The sequence below is a fragment of the Allochromatium tepidum genome (assembly GCF_018409545.1).
In the GTDB taxonomy this organism is placed as follows: Bacteria; Pseudomonadota; Gammaproteobacteria; order Chromatiales; family Chromatiaceae; genus Thermochromatium; species Thermochromatium tepidum_A.
Genome location: NZ_AP024563.1, coordinates 3,055,866 through 3,069,370, shown reverse-complemented (window position 1 = coordinate 3,069,370; position 13,505 = coordinate 3,055,866). Strand labels below are relative to the sequence as shown.

Genomic DNA, 13,505 nt, shown 5'->3' with positions numbered 1-13,505 from the left:
TCAGGTGGTCGGTGTCTGGAGGTCGGAGGTGCCGACGTGCAGCCAGCGATCCAGAGTGGCCTGGACCTGGGCGAGTCCCTGGCGCTCGGGGGCCGAGAAGAGCCGGACCTCGACCTGGCCGGAGTCGTCGGCCACGGCGCGCTCGACGGCCAGACGCGCCGCGCTGGCCGCGCCGCGCTTGAGCTTGTCGGCCTTGGTCAGCAGCAGCAGGATCGAGAGACCGGCGCGCCGGCCCCAGGCGAGCATCTGACGGTCATAGTCGGTCAGCGGATGGCGGATGTCCATGACGATCACCAGCCCGACGAGCGACTGACGGCTCTCCAGATAGTGCGAGAGATGGCGCTGCCATTCGAGCTTGATGCGCTCGGGCACCTTGGCGTAGCCGTAGCCGGGCAGATCGACCAGACGGCGCGTCTCGTCGAGTTCGAAAAAGATCAGTTGCTGGGTTCGGCCTGGGGTCTTGCTGGTCCTGGCCAGTGAGTTCTGGTGACAGATCGCGTTGATCGCGCTCGACTTGCCGGCGTTGGAGCGTCCGGCGAAGGCGACCTCGCGTCCGGTATCGTCCGGGGCCTGGTGGAGCTGGACGGCGGCGGTGAGGAAGCGCGCGTTCTGGTAGAAGGCGTTGAAGCGTGTCGGTTGGGAGGAGCGAGTGTCTTGCATGGACTCCGGGTTCCGGGTCATCGAGTCGAGTCTTGGTCGTCGCACCTCCAGTGCCCGGAGCGTCCCCCCGCCTTCTCGACGAGCCGGACGTCCGTGATCCGCATGCCGCGATCGACGGCCTTGCACATATCATAGATCGTCAGCAGGCTGATCTGCACCGCGCAGAGCGCCTCCATCTCGACGCCGGTGCGGTCAAGGGTCTCGACCGTAGCGCGGCAGCGGACGGCGGACGCATCGGCGACGGGCGTCAGTTCGATCTCGACGCGGGTGAGACTCAACGGATGGCAGAGCGGGATCAAATCAGCCGTGCGTTTGGCGCCCATGATACCGGCCAGCCGCGCGACCCCGAGCACATCGCCCTTGGCGTGTGCGCCCTGTTCGATCAGGGCCAGGGTCGCGGACCGCATCCGGATCCACCCCTCGGCCAGGGCGCGCCGCACCGTCTCGGGCTTGGAGCCGACGTCGACCATGTGGGCCTCGCCGCTCGGGGTAAAGTGCGTCAGCATCGATCAGAAGGCCGGCTTCTCGGGGGCGTCCTCGAACATCTTGACGCTGGCCAGGATCTCCTGACAGGCCTCCTCACGATCACCCCAACCGGCGATCCGCACCCACTTGCCTTCGTCGAGATCCTTGTAGTGCTCGAAGAAGTGCGCGATCTGGTCGAGCAGATGCTGCGGCATGTCGCGGAAGCTCTCGACCTGACGATAGCCCTTGTAGAGCTTGTCGACCGGCAGCGCCAGGATCTTGGCGTCGTCGCCCGACTCGTCGGTCATCTTGAGCACGCCGATCGGACGGCACTTGATGACCGAGCCCGGAATCAGCGGATAGGGCGTGACCACCAGCACGTCGACCGGGTCGCCGTCGGAGGACAGGGTGTGCGGGACATAGCCATAGTTGCAGGGATAGTGCATGGCCGTGGACATGAAGCGATCGACGAACATGGCGCCGGTCGACTTGTCCATCTCGTACTTCACCGGCTCCGAATGGGCCGGGATCTCGATGATGACGTTGAGGATATAGGGGACGTTGTCCCCGCGCGAAACCTTGGACAGATCCATGAAAGGGCCTTTGAGTGAGTCGGACTGCGACGTTTCGCCGCCGAGGCGGCAGAAACGTCAATTATAGTCCAAACGAGTCTTGATGATCTCAATCCTTAAAGCTCGAACACCCCGAGCTTGCGCTCGACCGGGGCGTTCTTGAGCGTGACGTACTTGGGCAGACCGTGCTCGAAGGGCGGATAGTCCTCGCCCTGGATGAGCGGGGTCAGATACTGCTTGCAGACCGGCGTGATGCCGAAGCCGTCCTCGGAGATGAAGTCGCGCGGCATGAACTTCTCGACGTTGGCCACTTCCGACAGCGGCGCCTCGCCGACCTCCCAGGCATAGGGATCGTTGCTCAGACGCTTGACCGTGGGCATCACGGCATTGTGACCGGCGAGCGCGAACTCGACCGCCGCGCGGCCCATGGCATAGGCCTGCTCGACATCGGTCTTGGACGCCAGATGACGCGCCGCGCGCTGGAGATAGTCGGCCACCGCCCAGTGGAACTTGTAGCCCGTGGCCTCCTTGACCATGTTGGCCACGACCGGTGCCGCGCCGCCGAGCTGGGCGTGTCCGAAGGCATCGCGCGTGCCCTGTTCGGCCAGGAAGCGTCCGTCCGGATACTTGGCGCCTTCCGAGACCACCACGGTGCAATAGCCGTACTGCTCGACCTTGGCCTTGACGGCGGCCAGGAAGCGTTCCTGATCGAACTCGATCTCGGGGAAGAGGATGAGCACCGGGATGCCGTGATCCTCGATCAGGCCGGCGGCGGCGGCGATCCAGCCGGCGTGACGGCCCATGACTTCGAGTACGAAGACCTTGGTCGAGGTCTTGGCCATGGAGCGCACGTCGTAAGACGCCTCCAGCGCCGAGGTCGCGATGTACTTGGCCGCCGAGCCGAAGCCGGGGCAGTTGTCGGTGATCGGCAGATCGTTGTCGACCGTCTTGGGCACATGGATGGCCTGTACCGGATAGCCCAGGCTCTCGGAGAGCTGCGAGACCTTGTAGCAGGTGTCGGCCGAGTCGCCGCCGCCGTTGTAGAAGAAGTAACCGATGTCGTGGGCCTTGAAGACCTCGATCAACCGCTCGTATTCGCGCCGGTTGGCCTCCAGGCTCTTCAACTTGTAGCGGCAGGAACCGAAGGCACCGGAGGGCGTGTAGCGCAGTGCCGCAATGGCCTCATCGGACTCCAGGCTGGTATCGATCAGATCCTCGGTGAGCGCGCCGATGATGCCGTTGCGTCCGGCGTAGACATTGGCGATCTTGTCCGTGTGGCGGCGCGCGGTCTCGATCACACCGCAGGCCGAGGCATTGATGACGGCGGTCACGCCGCCGGATTGGGCATAGAAGGCATTCTTGGCTGGCACGATTGATTCCCCCTCGTTGCGTTGCAGTAGATGTCGAGCGGCTGAAAGCTGAAAACCCAATCTTATACCGATCGCCCATGACGGTTCGGCGGTACGGTGCCGGCGACCTCGGGTCGCGGCGTACAGAGTTCATACCCGCCGCCGGCGCCGGGCTCGCGTCCGAGCCCAAGCGCCTGCCGCATGATCAGCCGTTTGAGCGGCTCCAGGCGATCGGTCGCGCTCAGGCCCAGTCCGCGCAGGCGCACCACGGCCGGTTCCTCGTGACCGAAGAAGCGCTTGAAGAGATCCATCACCTGGAGCATGCGCTGGTTCTCACCGCGCCGCGCCCGCTCGTAACGGCGTAGGGTCCAGAGTCCGGCGAGGTCGCGCCCATGCGCCAGTCCGGTCTCCAGGGCCGAGATCAGGGCGGCGGCATCCATGAAGCCGAGATTGACGCCCTGACCGGCGAGCGGATGAATGGCATGGGCGGCATCGCCGATGAGCGCGACGCCCGGACGCACATAGGTCTTGGCGTGTTGCAGCCGCAGCGGGATGGCGACGCGCCGGCTGTCGAGCGTCAGGGGGCCGAGCTTCAGTTCGGAGGCTTCGCTCAGCGCGGACGAGAAGGCGGCATCGTCGAGCGCCATGAGTTCTGCCGCGCGCGCGTCATCGGCCGACCACACGATCGAACAGCGCCCGTCGGCCAGCGGCAGCAGCGCCAGCGGGCCGGTCGGCAGGAAGCGCTGCCAGGCCGTTTCGCGATGCCGTTCGGCGGGGCGAACATGGGCGACGATGGCGCGCTGGCCATAGTCCCAGCCCTCGGTCTCGATGCCGGCCAGGGTGCGTACCGGCGAATCGCGCCCGTCAGCGCCGACCAGTAACCGGGCGGTGATCGCGCGACCGTCGCTGAGGATCAGGCGCGAACCCTCGGCGTCGATCTCCAGGTCGACGATCCCCGTCGGACAGAAGAGCCGGACATCATCGGCGTTTTCGAGATGCTCCCACAGCACACGCTGGATGACGCGATTCTCGACGATGTGCCCCAGATCCGGCTCGCCGAGCGCCTGACTGTCAAAGTGGATCTGGGCGCCGCTGAGCGCGTCCCAGACATGCATCTCGCGATAGGGACTCACCCCGAGTTCCCGGATGCCGTCCCAGACTTCGAGTCGCTCCAGGAGATACTGACTGGCCCGATTCAAGGCCGAGACCCGTGCATCGATCTCGCCGAGCGGCCAGCTACGGACGGGCTCAAAGGATTCGACGACGGCGATCGAGCATCCGTGACCCGAGAAGGCGGCGGCAAAGGCGGCGCCGACCATGCCGCCGCCGACCACGACCACATCGAAGTCGGTTCGAGTGTCAGACATGAGGCGTCTCCAACGGCAGACCACGGGCCAGACGCGGCAGCGAGCCGTCGAGTCCCATGAAGCGTCGCGCCAGCCGTCGGCGCGCGGCGGGCAGCAGATCGACGCCCAGCAGTCCCAGATTGCGCGCGATGCGCACCGGACGCCAGGGCACCACGAACAGCCGCGCCAGGGTATCGGTCAACCGCGCGGTGTCGGCCTGATCGCGTCCGCGCCAGTGGGCGTAGTCGGCGAGCGTGTTGGCCGAACCTGGGTCGTTACCCTGTCGAGCCGCCTCGCCCAGCGCCTCGGCGAGCGCGGCGACATCGCGTAGACCCAGATTGAAGCCCTGACCGGCGACCGGATGCAGGGTGTGGGCGGCATTGCCGATCAGCACCAGACGCTCGTGGATGGTCTCGCGCACCAGCTTGAGCTTGAGCGGATAGGCTTGACGCGGCGAGGGCGCGCTCAACCGTCCGAGACGCCAGCCGAAACGCGCTTGCAGACGGGCGATGAAATCGGCCTCGGTGAGCGAGAGCAGGTCGGCCGTCTCGGTCGGTCGACAGGTCCAGACCACCGAATAGCGTCCGCCGGGCATCGGCAGCATGGCCAGGGGGCCGGTGTCGGTGAAGCGCTCGAAGGCCTGACCGGGGCGGGGTCGATCCGCCAGCACGGTGGTGACGACCGCGTCCTGTCCGTAGTCATGTCCGTCGACCTGGAGTCCGAGCCGTTCGCGCACGCCGGAGTCACCGCCGTCGGCGGCCACCAGCAACCGGGTCGTGATGCGCCGGCGTTCGTCCCCGACCTGGATGTCCAGCGCGACGCCTGTAGGACCGACCTGATGATCGAGCAACCGGGCCGGGCGCAGGGTCCGGATGTTGGACGCCGGTTCGAGCGCTTCCTGGAGCGCCAGATCCATGACGCGCGCCGGCGTCACATAGCCGAACGCCTCGACGCCGGCCTCATGGCGTTCGAGCCGGGTGAAGCCGCAGTGACCGCGATCCGAGATATGCACGCTCAGGATGGGTTCGGCCACGGGCGCGATGGCCGGCCAGACGCCGAGTCCGCCGAAGATCCGCCGACTGCCGAGCGACAGCGCAATCACGCGCTCGTCCGGACTCGGTTTGTTCGAGGCATGCACGGGGGCCGATTCGACCAGCGCCACCCGCAACGGCAGGTCGCGCAGCGCATTGGCCAGACTGCCGCCGACCAGACCACCGCCCACGATCACCACGTCGAATTCGGCCATCCTCAACCTCGCTGCATCAGTGACTCGATCGCCTCGGGCTCCTTGGGCACCGCGTCCGACAGGATCTCGTGGCCCTGCTCGGTGATGAGCACGTCGTCCTCGATCCGCACACCGATGCCGCGATAGGGTTGGGGCACGGCCTCGTCGTGCGACAGATAGAGCCCAGGCTCCACGGTCAGCACCATGCCCGGCTCCAGTTCGCGCCAGTCGCCGTCGCGCTTGTAGGCGCCGACGTCGTGCACGTCCATGCCCAGCCAGTGGCCGGTGCGGTGCATATAGTAGGGCTTGTGCGCCTCGTCCTTGATCAGATCCTTGGTCTTGCCGTTCAGGATACCCAATTCCACCAGGCCCTTGGTCAACACCTTGACCGCCGCTTCGTGCGGTTCGTTCCAGTGTCGCCCCGGACGCGCACGCTCGATCGCGGCCCGCTGTGCCTTCAGCACCAGATCGTAGATGGTACGCTGGGCCGGCGTGAAACGGCCATTGACCGGAAAGGTGCGGGTGATGTCCGAGGCATAGCCGTCCAGCTCGCATCCGGCGTCGATCAGCACCAGATCGCCTTCGCGCAATGGGGCGGAGTTCTCGATATAGTGCAGCACACAGGCGTGCTCGCCGCCGGCGACGATGCTCGGATAGGCCGGATGCCGTGCGCCGGCCAGCGCGCATCGGTGCTGGAACTCGGCCTCCAGCCGTGATTCGTTCAGACCGGGGCGGCACAGACGCATCAGTTCGCTGTGTGCGCGCGCTGAGATCTTAGCCGCACGGCGCATGACGGCGATTTCGGCCGGACTCTTGATGAGACGCTGCTCATGCAGCACGGATTCGAGGGTGACGAAGGTCTCGGGCGCGACGGCACCTGTCCGCGCCTTGGCGCGCACCTGCCTGACCCAGCCCATGACCTGGGCGTCCAGCATCGAGTCCGTGCCGATCGGATAGTAGAGCCGTCGACGCCCGTCGATGAGCGTCGGCATCACCGTATCGAGTTCACTCAGCGGATGGGCCTCGTCGGCGCCGAAGTCATCGACCGCGCCCTCGACCCCGAGACGCGCTCCATCCCACTGCTCGCGCTCCGGATCGCGCGGACGGCAGAAGAGGACGAATTCGCCCTCCTTGCGCCTGGGGGCGATCACCAGCCAGGCATCCGGTTCGGGGAAGCCGGTCAGATAGCTGAAGTCGCTGCTCTGACGGAAAGGGTAGTGGACGTCGCGATTGCGCGTCACCTCGCGCGCCGCCGGCAGGATGGCGAGTGCCTCCGGGCCGATGGTCTTAGCCAGTGTCCGGCGGCGGCGTCTGTATTCGGAACGGGTCATTCGGGGTTCGTCTCTTGGCCGGCGGAAGTCGCCGGGCCGCTGTTGGTCGGCGAGCGCGCGATGGTCCGCTCGTGATGGATCAGCATGGCCGCCACCCGGACGAACTCGATCACCTCGGCGAGTGCCTGCTCGTTGTCCTCGGTCTCCTCCAGGTCGTCGAGGTCCATCCGGGTGATGGCCGTGAGATCGCGCAGGATCTCGCGTCCCTGCTCGGAGAGATCGGATTCCGACAGCGACACCAGGCCGAGCGCATAGAGAAAACCGCGTATCCAGTCGTAGAGCCGGAGCGCGCGCTCGCCGAGCGGGGCCGAGTCGCCGGAGGAGGGGAGTCGGACCAGCGGCTCCGGCCCCTGGAACTCGCGCTCGATGGCCAGCCCGCATTCGCGCAGGGCCGCGCGTCCCTCGGCGACCAGCGTCTCACCCGCGTCTGGCGTGGGCGCGACCTGGCCGAGCCAGGACTCCAGGGCGTGCGCGTCCCCGCCGCAGATCAGGCCGCATAGGATGCCGTGCGCCTCGCTGGGCGAGGGATTCAAAGGCCCGGCGTCGAGATAGGGGCCGATGTCAGAGTCGATGATGTCCGTGGCGACCTCCCGCCGTTAGGGGTATGATTGGCTGTTTGGAAGATCCAAAGATCATAGCACGCACCCCGCCCGATTGACCGTCCGCGAAGCCCCTTCTATAGTGCGCGGAATTCCAATGGAGTCGCGGACTTTGGCCAAGTTTGACCTTGATCAATTTGAACTTCGGTTGACGGCCTTGATCCGCCTGAACGAAAGGCTCAGGGAGGAGAACGCTTCGCTGCGCGCGCGTCAAGAGCTGCTCGTCGCCGAGCGCAGTGAATTGATCGAAAAGACCGAGCAGGCACGAAGCCGCGTCGAGGCCATGTTATCCCGACTGCGTGCGATGGAGGAGAATCTGTGATCGAAGAGCCGTTGCAACTGACTATCAAGATCCTGGACAAGGAATACCGGATCGCCTGCGATTTCCATGAGCAGGACGACCTGAAGGCCTCGGCGCGGCTGCTCGATGGGCGTATGCGCGAGATCCGCCAGACCGGGCGGGTGATCGGCACCGACCGCATCGCGGTCATGGCGGCCTTGAACATCGCCTATGATCTCATTCAGGTCCAGCGCGCCCGCTCCGTCCCCGAGGGCGACCTGACCCGGCGTCTGCAACAGCTCCAGGAGCGTGTCAATCACGCGCTGGCCGGAGACACGGACGACGGGCCGGCCGATCAGGCCGAACCGGAAACCCCGGCACAGTCAAGTCTGGACGCCCCGCGCGAAAGGGTATAGCCTGTAACCCAAGACACCCCCTGTAGTGTTCGATAGCGGCCTGGGTATTTTCTTGAGCCTAATCGCTACCCCGGGGATGGCACGGCAAAGCGGTTGCGCATGTCCGCCTCCGAGCGGAAAGCCTGAAGCGGCGCCGGCCGTCCCCACTTGAACCCTATGGTTCAAGAACGAGGGCCTGCAACGGCACCAATGGGGGGTGTCCCTCCATCTTCCGACCGGATGCCTTCCCCCGATCCACTCAGAAAGCGGCTGCGAGCGGCTCGCCGGGCGCTCGGTGCGCGCGCGCAACGCGAGCACGCCGATGCCTTGGCGCGACGTCTGGCGCATCTGGTCGTCTTCCAGCGCGCTCGGCGTATCGCCCTCTATTGGCCAGCCGATGGCGAGATCGATCCGCGCCCGCTGATGCAGCTCGCCTCGGCGCGTGACAAGCGCTTCTATCTGCCGGTCCTCAGCCCGCTGACACGACACGCCGGGCGCGGCCTCCTCTGGTTCGCGCGCTATCGTCCGGGCGAGCGACTGAGGCCCAATCGCTTCGGTATCCCCGAGCCGGTCGGACGCGGCCCCCATCTGCTCAAAGCCCGCCGGCTCGATCTCGTGATCTTGCCGCTGGTCGGGTTCGATGCGCTGGGGAACCGCATCGGCATGGGCGGTGGTTTCTACGATCGCACGCTCGCCTTTCGGCAGCGTCACCCGCGCCGGCGCCGACCGCGGTTGATCGGTGTCGCGCATGAATGCCAGCGTCTCGAACGTATCGATTCGCGCCCCTGGGACGTTCCGCTCGATGCCATCCTGACCGAATCCCATCTCTACAACACAAGACCGGAGGACAATCCATGAACCAAGACGATCTGAAGAAACAGGCCGCCGAGGCCGCGCTCGCCTATGTCGAGGGCGGCGTGATCGGTGTCGGCACCGGCTCGACCGTGAATCACTTCATCGACGCCCTGGCGGGCATCAAGGGACGCATCGAGGGCGCCGTCTCCAGCTCCGAGGTCTCGACCGAACGGCTCAAGCGTTATGGTATCCCGGTGTTCGACCTCAATGCGGTCGGCGAGCTGGCGCTCTATGTCGATGGGGCGGATGAGTCCAACGGACGGCTCGAACTCATCAAGGGCGGCGGCGGGGCGCTCACGCGCGAGAAGATCGTCGCGGCGGCCAGCCGCAAGTTCGTCTGCATCGCCGACGAGAGCAAGCTGGTCGAGGTGCTGGGGCGTTTTCCGCTGCCGGTCGAGGTCATCCCGATGGCGCGCAGCTATGTGGCGCGGGAACTGGTCCGGCTCGGCGGCACACCGGTCTGGCGCGAGGGCTTCGTGACCGACAACGGCAATCTGATCCTGGATGTCCAGAACCTGGAGATCACGGATCCCAAGGGGTTGGAGCAGCAGATCAACGCGATCGCCGGTGTGGTCACGGTCGGTATCTTCGCGCTGCGTCCGGCCGATGTGCTGATCCTGGGCTCGGCTCAGGGGCCGAGGACGATCGCGCCCTGACCGAATCGATCCGGCGGAAGTCGGGCCGTCATCCGGTCATCGTGGCCGACCCGATGGCGTCTGGGTCTCGATAAGGCCAAAAAGAAAACGGGATCCCGAAGGATCCCGTTTTCGATTCACATGACTTCGAGCCGAGGCTTAGAAGTTGTGGATCATACCGACCGAGAAGCCGTCCCAATCGGTGTTGGCCTTGTCGTCGTCGACCTGGGTGTAGAGCACATAGGCCTTGGTGCGCTTGCTCAGGTTGTGATCGAAGGCGATGGCCCAAGTGTAGTAATCACCCTCGACGGTGTCCTTGATGTCCTTGGGCGCGCCAACATTGATGCGGCCATCACGATTGCCGCTACCGTACATGGCCTTGACCATGTTGTTGCCGAAGGAGTAGCCGGCCTGGACCTGCCAGATCTTCAGCTTCTCGTTGTTGGCGGCGGGGTTGATCTGACCCTTGGGCAGATTGGACTGCTCTTCGTAGATACCGGTCAGGGTGAAGCCGTTCCAGTCCATCAGGCCCAGGCCGAGACGCCACTTGGTGTAGTCGTCGTCGACATAGTTCGGCGAGAACTTGTTGTCGCTGGCGGCCGTGTTCATGTACAGCTCGCTGCCGAGGGACTCATAGGCCAGCGAGGCGTAGAACGGACCGTTGCTGTAGATACCCGCAATGGAGTAGGCCTCGGCCAGGCTGTCGGAGTTCAGGTTCTCGCCATAGCCGGCAGTGGAGGCGCCACCGGCGTGAACGGCGGCGGCGAGCTGGAAGCCGGCCAGGCTCGGGCTGACATAGGCGATGGCGTTGTCGGCGCGGACATCGTCGAAGCCGACGGTGCCGTTGTAGTCGGCCATGGTGTCGGAGAACAGATCGAGCTTACCGGTCGAGGTCTTGAACGGGGTGTCGTTGCGGCCGACGACGAAGGTACCCCAGCCGCCGGTCAGACCGACGAAGCTGTTACGCATGCTGATGCTGTCGTTGGAGCCGGAAGCGGCGTTGCCCGTGGTGCTCTCCTCGGTCATCTTGATGCCGAACTCGACCTGGTAGATGGCCTGCATGCCATTGCCCAGATCCTCGGAACCCTTGACGCCGATACGGTTGGCGCGACCTTCGCCGGGAATGGCGGCGCGACCGTTCAGACCCCAGCCCTCGAAGCCGTTCTCGACGTCGGCCCAGTCGATCGACATGTGCAGCTTGCCGTACAGGACAGCCTCAGCCATCGCGGCGGTCGGAGCAACCATCGCGGCGGCGACCGCCATGCTCAGAAGTTTCTTGTTCATGCTGTTCTCCGCTGTTGTGAATTTGTCAGTTTGACTGCAGAAACCGAGCGCAATCATGCTTTGCGCTGTGAACTATAGAGTACGAAATGGCGTTTTGCAACAGATTGGGCGAAAAAAGACACACCGACAACAAATGTATCTTTTTTGCAGCACCCTTCGGTCTTGGTCGAGTCGAGGACGTTTCGAATCCGTTCGAAGACTCTCACATCCATTTGATCCGTATCCGCAACTGGGCTTCGGCGCCCTGTGGCGGGATCCTATGTCGAATCACGCGCATCTTAGCGGCAAGGCGTTCGGGATGCCACAAGGAGCAGTCCATGTCTGTGCTCGAATGAGTCCAGGGCATCGACATTGGCCCTTCGCGCCACGGTCGAAGTACACTGTGCCGGTCTATCCCAATGCCGGAGCCGCCAAGCAACATGAGACCCTCCCAACGTCGCCCCGATGAGGCGCGCCCCATCCGCTTCACGCGCGGTTTCACCCGTCATGCCGAGGGTTCGGTCCTCGTCGAGTTCGGCGATACGCGCGTGCTCTGTACCGCCAGTGTCGAGCCGCGCGTGCCGCCCTTTCTCAAAGGCAAGGGTCAGGGCTGGATCACGGCCGAATATGGGATGCTGCCGCGTTCGACCGGCGAGCGCATGCCGCGTGAGGCCGCGCGCGGCAAGCAGGGCGGCCGCACTCTGGAGATCCAGCGTCTGATCGGGCGCGCGCTACGGGCCGCCGTGGATCTGAACGCACTCGGCGAGCGCACCATCACGCTCGATTGTGACGTGCTCCAGGCCGACGGCGGCACCCGCACCGCCGCCATCACCGGCGCCTGGGTCGCGCTGCGCGAGGCCGTCGATCGTCTGCTGGCCGCCGGTGAGCTAACGGTCGATCCGATCAAGACCCAGATCGCCGCCGTCTCGGTCGGCGTCTATCAGGGCACACCCGTGCTCGATCTCGACTATGCCGAGGACTCGTCCGCCGAGACCGACATGAATCTGGTGATGGATGGCGAGGGCCGGTTCATTGAAGTGCAGGGAACCGCCGAGGGCCATCCTTTCACCCGCGCCGAGTTCGATGCCCTGCTGGAGCTGGGCGCCGTCGGTATCCGCTCCATCCAGGCCGCGCAGCGTGCCGCGCTGGAGGATCGAGCCGCATGACCCGATCGCACAGCGGCGAGACCATCGTTCTGGCCAGCAACAACGCCGGCAAGGTTCGCGAGATCGAACGTCTGCTGGCCGAATGCCATATCCATATCCGCCCTCAGGGCGAGTACGGCGTCCCCGAAGCCGAGGAGACCGGCCTGACCTTCGTCGAGAACGCCATCCTCAAGGCACGCAACGCCGCGCGTCACAGCGGCCTGCCGGCCATCGCCGACGACTCGGGGCTGGAGGTCGACGCACTGCGCGGCGCGCCCGGTATCTATTCGGCCCGCTATGCCGGTCCGGGCGCCACGGACGAGGCCAATCTGCGCAAACTGCTGGCCGATCTCAAGGACGTGCCCGAGACCGAACGCACGGCGCGCTTCCAGTGCGTGCTGGTCTACCTGCGCCACGCCGAGGATCCGACGCCGCTGATCTGCCGGGGCGCTTGGGAGGGGTGCATCCTGTTCGAGCCGCGCGGAACCAACGGCTTCGGCTATGACCCGATCTTCCTGGTTCCGAGCCTCGACCTTAGCTCCGCCGAGCTCGACCCCGACACCAAGAACCGGCTCAGCCATCGCGGCCAGGCGTTGCGACGCTTGCAGGAGCAGCTTCTGGCATGACACTCGACGACATCGCCCAGCATCGCAATCAGGTACTCGCACGCATCCGAGCAGCGACCGAGCGCGCCGGTCGTCCGGCCGGCTCGGTCGTTCTGATCGCGGTGAGCAAGAAACAATCGGCTGCGGCCATCCGCGCCGCCCATGCCGCCGGTCAGCGCGCCTTCGGTGAGAGCTACCTGCAAGAGGCGCTCGACAAACAGGTGCGGCTTGCCGATCTCGGCGACATCGAGTGGCATTTCATCGGCCGTATCCAATCCAACAAGACGCGCCGGATCGCCGCTCACTTCGACTGGGTGCATGGTGTGGCCGATGCGGCCCATGCGCGGCGTCTGAGCGAACAGCGTCCGGCGAGCCGTCAGCCCCTCAACGTCTGTCTCCAGGTCAATCTGAGCGGCGAGACGAGCAAGGGCGGTGTCGCGCCCGATGCGGTCGGCGCGCTCCTGGAGCAGTGCCGCGAACTTCCCGGCTTGCGCGTGCGCGGACTCATGACCCTGCCCGCGCCGTCCGAGGATGAGACCGAGCAGCGTCGCCCGTTCCGCGCCCTACGCGAACTGCGCGACCGGCTCGCCACACCCGACTGCCCGCTCGACGTGCTCTCGATGGGCATGTCCGACGATCTGGAGGCCGCGATCCTGGAGGGGGCGACCCAGGTGCGCATCGGCACGGCGGTCTTCGGCGCGCGCTCCACCGACTGATGAGGGCGCAAAAATTGCCGTACAATGCCCCATCGCTCGTCACACTGAATCTGTCGCGATTGCA

The 13,505-nt window shown here is 65.6% G+C and carries 16 protein-coding genes and 1 other RNA gene; 8 read left to right on the top strand and 9 right to left on the bottom strand.

Translation table 11 applies throughout. From position 1 onward, the window contains the following. The 8 genes from yihA to Atep_RS14780 all read right to left on the bottom strand — a co-directional run bounded on the left by yihA (position 1) and on the right by Atep_RS14780 (position 7,508). A complete protein-coding gene (gene yihA / locus Atep_RS14815) occupies positions 1-660 on the bottom strand; it encodes a ribosome biogenesis GTP-binding protein YihA/YsxC (RefSeq protein WP_213379206.1) in 660 nt (219 codons plus the stop codon). Between the two features lie 17 nt (positions 661-677). After that, on the bottom strand, positions 678-1,166 hold the full coding sequence (moaC, locus tag Atep_RS14810; RefSeq protein WP_213379205.1) for a cyclic pyranopterin monophosphate synthase MoaC: 489 nt from the start codon (positions 1,164-1,166) through the stop codon (positions 678-680). Positions 1,167-1,169: 3 nt separating this feature from the next. Further along, positions 1,170-1,718, bottom strand: coding sequence for an inorganic diphosphatase (gene ppa / locus Atep_RS14805; RefSeq protein WP_213379204.1), 549 nt, complete (start codon positions 1,716-1,718; stop codon positions 1,170-1,172). Positions 1,719-1,813: 95 nt separating this feature from the next. Next, complete coding sequence (locus Atep_RS14800; RefSeq protein ID WP_213379203.1) at positions 1,814-3,067, bottom strand: 6-phosphofructokinase; 1,254 nt, start codon at positions 3,065-3,067, stop codon at positions 1,814-1,816. Between the two features lie 62 nt (positions 3,068-3,129). Continuing rightward, complete coding sequence (locus tag Atep_RS14795; RefSeq protein ID WP_213379202.1) at positions 3,130-4,413, bottom strand: UbiH/UbiF/VisC/COQ6 family ubiquinone biosynthesis hydroxylase; 1,284 nt, start codon at positions 4,411-4,413, stop codon at positions 3,130-3,132. After that, positions 4,406-5,638, bottom strand: a complete 1,233-nt coding sequence (ubiH, locus tag Atep_RS14790) for a 2-octaprenyl-6-methoxyphenyl hydroxylase (RefSeq protein WP_213379201.1) — start codon at positions 5,636-5,638, stop codon at positions 4,406-4,408. Before ubiH ends, Atep_RS14795 begins: the two co-directional genes overlap by 8 nt. A gap of 2 nt (positions 5,639-5,640) precedes the next feature. Then, on the bottom strand, positions 5,641-6,948 hold the full coding sequence (gene pepP / locus Atep_RS14785) for a Xaa-Pro aminopeptidase (protein WP_213379200.1): 1,308 nt from the start codon (positions 6,946-6,948) through the stop codon (positions 5,641-5,643). Further along, on the bottom strand, positions 6,945-7,508 hold the full coding sequence (locus Atep_RS14780; RefSeq protein ID WP_272876323.1) for a YecA family protein: 564 nt from the start codon (positions 7,506-7,508) through the stop codon (positions 6,945-6,947). Before Atep_RS14780 ends, pepP begins: the two co-directional genes overlap by 4 nt. Positions 7,509-7,659: 151 nt before the next feature. Here Atep_RS14780 and Atep_RS14775 point away from each other — a divergent pair, with 151 nt between their 5' ends. From Atep_RS14775 to rpiA, 5 genes are all read left to right on the top strand, one after another. Next, positions 7,660-7,869, top strand: coding sequence for a TIGR02449 family protein (locus Atep_RS14775; protein ID WP_213379199.1), 210 nt, complete (start codon positions 7,660-7,662; stop codon positions 7,867-7,869). After that, complete coding sequence (locus Atep_RS14770; RefSeq protein WP_213379198.1) at positions 7,866-8,243, top strand: cell division protein ZapA; 378 nt, start codon at positions 7,866-7,868, stop codon at positions 8,241-8,243. Before Atep_RS14775 ends, Atep_RS14770 begins: the two co-directional genes overlap by 4 nt. A gap of 14 nt (positions 8,244-8,257) precedes the next feature. After that, positions 8,258-8,443: non-coding RNA, 6S RNA (gene ssrS / locus Atep_RS14765), on the top strand. A gap of 19 nt (positions 8,444-8,462) precedes the next feature. Further along, complete coding sequence (locus Atep_RS14760; protein WP_213379197.1) at positions 8,463-9,080, top strand: 5-formyltetrahydrofolate cyclo-ligase; 618 nt, start codon at positions 8,463-8,465, stop codon at positions 9,078-9,080. Beyond that, entirely contained in the window at positions 9,077-9,733 is a 657-nt protein-coding gene (rpiA, locus tag Atep_RS14755) for a ribose-5-phosphate isomerase RpiA (RefSeq protein ID WP_213379196.1), read from the top strand. Before Atep_RS14760 ends, rpiA begins: the two co-directional genes overlap by 4 nt. A 138-nt stretch (positions 9,734-9,871) precedes the next feature. On the opposite strand, the gene Atep_RS14750 is transcribed toward rpiA, so the two are convergent. Beyond that, positions 9,872-10,996 carry a porin gene (locus Atep_RS14750; RefSeq protein WP_213379195.1) on the bottom strand — a complete coding sequence of 375 codons (1,125 nt, stop codon included), beginning with the start codon at positions 10,994-10,996 and terminating at the stop codon, positions 9,872-9,874. 419 nt (positions 10,997-11,415) lie between these two features. On the opposite strand from Atep_RS14750, the gene rph reads away from it, so the two are divergent. Genes rph through Atep_RS14735 form a run of 3 tightly spaced genes read left to right on the top strand, consistent with a single transcriptional unit; the run spans position 11,416 to position 13,441 of the window. Then, the gene (gene rph / locus Atep_RS14745) at positions 11,416-12,141 is read left to right on the top strand and encodes a ribonuclease PH (protein ID WP_213379194.1); all 726 of its coding nucleotides are present in this window, start codon (positions 11,416-11,418) and stop codon (positions 12,139-12,141) included. Next, positions 12,138-12,746 carry an RdgB/HAM1 family non-canonical purine NTP pyrophosphatase gene (rdgB, locus tag Atep_RS14740; protein WP_213379193.1) on the top strand — a complete coding sequence of 203 codons (609 nt, stop codon included), beginning with the start codon at positions 12,138-12,140 and terminating at the stop codon, positions 12,744-12,746. The genes rph and rdgB overlap by 4 nt, the downstream gene beginning before the upstream one ends. Then, entirely contained in the window at positions 12,743-13,441 is a 699-nt protein-coding gene (locus Atep_RS14735; protein ID WP_213379192.1) for a YggS family pyridoxal phosphate-dependent enzyme, read from the top strand. The genes rdgB and Atep_RS14735 overlap by 4 nt, the downstream gene beginning before the upstream one ends. Positions 13,442-13,505 lie beyond the last annotated feature (64 nt).

What these genes read in the sequence shown, in the direction of transcription:
- rpiA (WP_213379196.1), top strand. Translation starts at nt 9,077, where the DNA reads ATGAACCAAGACGATCTGAAGAAACAGGCCGCCGAGGCCGCGCTCGCC.
- rph (WP_213379194.1), top strand. Translation starts at nt 11,416, where the DNA reads ATGAGACCCTCCCAACGTCGCCCCGATGAGGCGCGCCCCATCCGCTTC.
- Atep_RS14760 (WP_213379197.1), top strand. Translation starts at nt 8,463, where the DNA reads ATGCCTTCCCCCGATCCACTCAGAAAGCGGCTGCGAGCGGCTCGCCGG.
- Atep_RS14750 (WP_213379195.1), bottom strand. Translation starts at nt 10,996, where the DNA reads ATGAACAAGAAACTTCTGAGCATGGCGGTCGCCGCCGCGATGGTTGCT.
- moaC (WP_213379205.1), bottom strand. Translation starts at nt 1,166, where the DNA reads ATGCTGACGCACTTTACCCCGAGCGGCGAGGCCCACATGGTCGACGTC.
- yihA (WP_213379206.1), bottom strand. Translation starts at nt 660, where the DNA reads ATGCAAGACACTCGCTCCTCCCAACCGACACGCTTCAACGCCTTCTAC.
- rdgB (WP_213379193.1), top strand. Translation starts at nt 12,138, where the DNA reads ATGACCCGATCGCACAGCGGCGAGACCATCGTTCTGGCCAGCAACAAC.
- Atep_RS14795 (WP_213379202.1), bottom strand. Translation starts at nt 4,413, where the DNA reads ATGTCTGACACTCGAACCGACTTCGATGTGGTCGTGGTCGGCGGCGGC.
- pepP (WP_213379200.1), bottom strand. Translation starts at nt 6,948, where the DNA reads ATGACCCGTTCCGAATACAGACGCCGCCGCCGGACACTGGCTAAGACC.
- ppa (WP_213379204.1), bottom strand. Translation starts at nt 1,718, where the DNA reads ATGGATCTGTCCAAGGTTTCGCGCGGGGACAACGTCCCCTATATCCTC.
- ubiH (WP_213379201.1), bottom strand. Translation starts at nt 5,638, where the DNA reads ATGGCCGAATTCGACGTGGTGATCGTGGGCGGTGGTCTGGTCGGCGGC.
- Atep_RS14735 (WP_213379192.1), top strand. Translation starts at nt 12,743, where the DNA reads ATGACACTCGACGACATCGCCCAGCATCGCAATCAGGTACTCGCACGC.